Source organism: Streptomyces sp. NPDC096311 (assembly GCF_044763085.1).
GTDB lineage: Bacteria > Actinomycetota > Actinomycetes > Streptomycetales > Streptomycetaceae > Streptomyces.
Genome location: NZ_JBIWFN010000030.1, coordinates 1 through 3,081, shown reverse-complemented (window position 1 = coordinate 3,081; position 3,081 = coordinate 1). Strand labels below are relative to the sequence as shown.

The window sequence follows — 3,081 nt, the reverse complement described above, 5'->3', positions numbered from 1 at the left end:
AGCGGTCTTCTTCTCCTTGGCGCTCGCCTGCGCCGACACGGAGAAGAAGTTGGCGGGGTTGCCGACGATGTTCGTCGCGTCGCCCTTGCCGCCGCTGACCGCCGGGAAGCCGGTCCAGCCGAGCTTGCCCTCGGAGACGAACTTCGGCGAGCCGGTGACCATGGTGCCGTACGCCCAGCTGCCCTGCAGGATCATCGCGGCCTTGCCGGTGTACACCTGGGCCTCGGCCTGACCGGTGTCGGCGGAGACGGAGGTGAAACCCTTGGCGAAGCCGCCGGCGTCGACCAACTGCCTGATCATCTGCGCGGACTTGAGGACGGCCGGGTCGGACCAGGCGCCCTTCTTGCCGACGGCGATGTTCGCGAAGGTGTCCGGGCCGCCGACGCGGTCGACCAGGTACTCGAGCCACATCAGGTCGGGCCACTTCGAGGCGCCGCCCATGGACAGCGGGGCGATCCCCTTCGCCTTGAGCTTCTTCACCGCGGCGAGCAGGTCGTCCCAGGTCTTCGGCGCCTCGACGCCCGCCTGCTGGAGCAGGTCCTTGTTGAAGTACAGGACCACGGGCTGCACGCCGTTGACGGGGACGCCGTAGACCTTGCCCTCGACGGTGGCGGCCTTCAGCACCGACGGGAAGATGCGGTTCTTCCACTCGGGGTTCTGGTCCAGGTCGGAGGTGAGGTCGGTGACCTTCCCGGCCTTGACGTAGTCGCCGAGCGCGCCGCCGCCCCAGTTCTCGAACAGCACCGGGCCGTTGCCGGCGCCGACGGCCGTGCGGAGCTTCTGCTTGTACGGGTCGTTCTGGAAGAACTGGTAGTTGACCTTGCTGTCGGGGTGAGCCTTGTTCCACTCCGTGGCCGAGGCCCGGAAGGTCGCCTCGGAGCCCTGCGTCAGGGCCCAGGCCAGCGTGCCGTCGCCGGAGCCGGAACCGGTGGAGCGGCCGCTGCTGCCGCAGGCCGTCACCGTCAGGGCGAGGGCCGTCGCACCGGCGGTCAGCAGGATGCGGGTGGGGATTCTCGTGGCCATCGTGAGCTCCTTCGCTCTTCCAGAGGCTCGTTCGCGCTTCGCGGCTCCGCGCAGCGGCTCGAAAGTTTTCGAAACCTCCGTGTTTCGTGGCCGACAAATTAAGTCGCTCTTTCGGCCGGGTCAAGAGGTCTACGAAATTAATCTTCAGCACAATTGCAGCTCTGGACTGGTGCGAAACCTTGCGCTAGCTTCCCCGTAAGACTTCGAAAGGATCAGCATGGCGAAGAGAGCCGTCGAGCGAAGCCGGACGACCCTGACCGGCATCGCCGAAGCGGCCGGGGTGTCGGTGGCCACCGTGTCGAAGGTGGTCAACGGCCGCAGCGATGTGTCCCCCGAGACCCGGGCGCGCATCGAGCGGCTGCTCGTCGAGCACGGCTACGTCGCCCGCGGCCCCGGTGGCGCTCAGTCGCCGGTGCGCACCATCGACCTCGCCTTCGACGAGCTGGTCAACCCCAACAACCTGGTGATCACCCAGGGAGTGACGGAGGCGGCGGCCGAGGCCGGCGTCGACGTCGTCATCGGCGTCGCGCCCGACGATCCGCTGGGCGTGGCCTGGACGCGGAAGGTCACGAACGCCGGTCGGGAAGGGGTCATCCTGGTGACCTCCGAACTGACCGCGCGACAGCGGGCCCAGTTCGCCGAGGCCGGCATTCCGCTGGTGCTGATCGATCCGATGAACGTGCCCGACGAGAGCGTGCCGAGCATCGGTGCCACCAACTTCAGCGGTGGCATGGCCGCCACCGAGCATCTCCTCAGGCTCGGTCACCGCCGGATCGCGATGATCGAAGGGCGGCACGACGCCCTGTGCAACACCGCCCGGCTGCACGGCTACCAGGCCGCGCTCACCGGTGCCGGCGTCACGCCCGACCCACGACTCATCAAACGGGGCGCCTTCCGCTTCGAACCCGCCTACCAGGCGGCCCTGGAGCTCTTCGCCCTCGACGATCCGCCCACGGCCGTCTTCGCCGGCAACGACCTGGAGGCGTTCGGCGTCATCGAAGCCGCCCGCGTCCACGGCCTGCGTGTACCGGAGGACGTGAGTGTCGTCGGCTTCGACGACACCGCCGCGGCCGCCACCTCCGCCCCTCCCCTGACCACCGTCCGCCAGCCCTTCGCCGAGATCGGCCGCGCCGCGCTGCGCAGCCTGCTCCGGCTCGCAGCCGGACAGCCCCTGGACAGTCACCGGCTCGAACTCGCCACCCAGTTGGTGGTCCGGTCGTCCACGGCACCCCCACCCAGCCACACCTGACCCCACACCGGCGCCATGCGCCACCAGCTCAAGGGACGCACCATGACCACACCCTGGGCCGATCCGGCCTGCCCGCGCGACGACAGGGTCGAGGCCCTCCTCGCGGAAATGACCCTGGAGGAGAAGCTCGCCCAGCTCGGCAGCGCCTGGCCCGGCGTCGAGCGCGTCAGCGGCAACGTCGCACCGATGCAGGACGTCTTCGCCCGGCACACCGAGTTCGCCACGGCGAGCAAGAACGGCCTGGGCCACCTCACCCGTCCGTTCGGCACCCGGCCGGTCGAGCCGGTCGACGGTGCGCACCAACTTGCGTCCATCCAGCGTGAGTTGATGGACAACACCCGGCTGGGCATTCCGGCCATCGCGCACGAGGAGTGCCTGACGGGATTCACCACCTACCGCGCCACCGTCTTTCCCACCGCTCTCGCCTGGGCCGCCACCTTCGCCCCCGACCTGGTCGAGCGCATGGCCCACGCCATCGGCAGCGGCATGCGCCGGGTCGGCGTCCACCAGGGTCTCTCCCCCGTCCTGGACGTCGTTCGCGACTACCGCTGGGGCCGGGTCGAGGAGACCCTCGGCGAGGACCCCTACCTGGTCGGCATGACCGGCTCCGCCTATGTGCGGGGACTGGAGAGCGCCGGGATCATCGCCACGCTGAAGCACTTCGCGGGGTACTCGGCCTCCAAGGGCGCCCGCAACCACGCCCCGGTCTCCATGGGGCGCCGGGAGTTCAACGACGTGATCCTGCCGCCGTTCGAGATGGCGCTGCGCGAAGGCGGAGCTCGCTCGGTGATGAACTCCTACTCCGACGT

At 69.3% G+C, this 3,081-nt stretch carries 3 protein-coding genes; 2 read left to right on the top strand and 1 reads right to left on the bottom strand.

What is annotated here, in order from left to right; all coding sequences use genetic code 11:
- Window positions 1–1,023, bottom strand: a 1,023-nt coding sequence (locus tag ACIRA5_RS47310; protein ID WP_403702946.1) for an ABC transporter substrate-binding protein, incomplete at its 3' end; no start/stop codon positions are given.
- Between the two features lie 217 nt (window positions 1,024–1,240).
- Here ACIRA5_RS47310 and ACIRA5_RS47305 point away from each other — a divergent pair.
- Window positions 1,241–2,272: a LacI family DNA-binding transcriptional regulator gene (locus ACIRA5_RS47305; RefSeq protein WP_403702943.1), complete on the top strand. Its 1,032-nt coding sequence runs from the start codon at window positions 1,241–1,243 to the stop codon at window positions 2,270–2,272.
- A 42-nt stretch (window positions 2,273–2,314) separates the two neighbouring features.
- A partial coding sequence (locus ACIRA5_RS47300; protein ID WP_403702940.1) for a glycoside hydrolase family 3 protein occupies window positions 2,315–3,081 on the top strand: 767 nt, incomplete at its 3' end.

What these genes read in the sequence shown, in the direction of transcription:
- ACIRA5_RS47305 (WP_403702943.1), top strand. Translation starts at nt 1,241, where the DNA reads ATGGCGAAGAGAGCCGTCGAGCGAAGCCGGACGACCCTGACCGGCATC.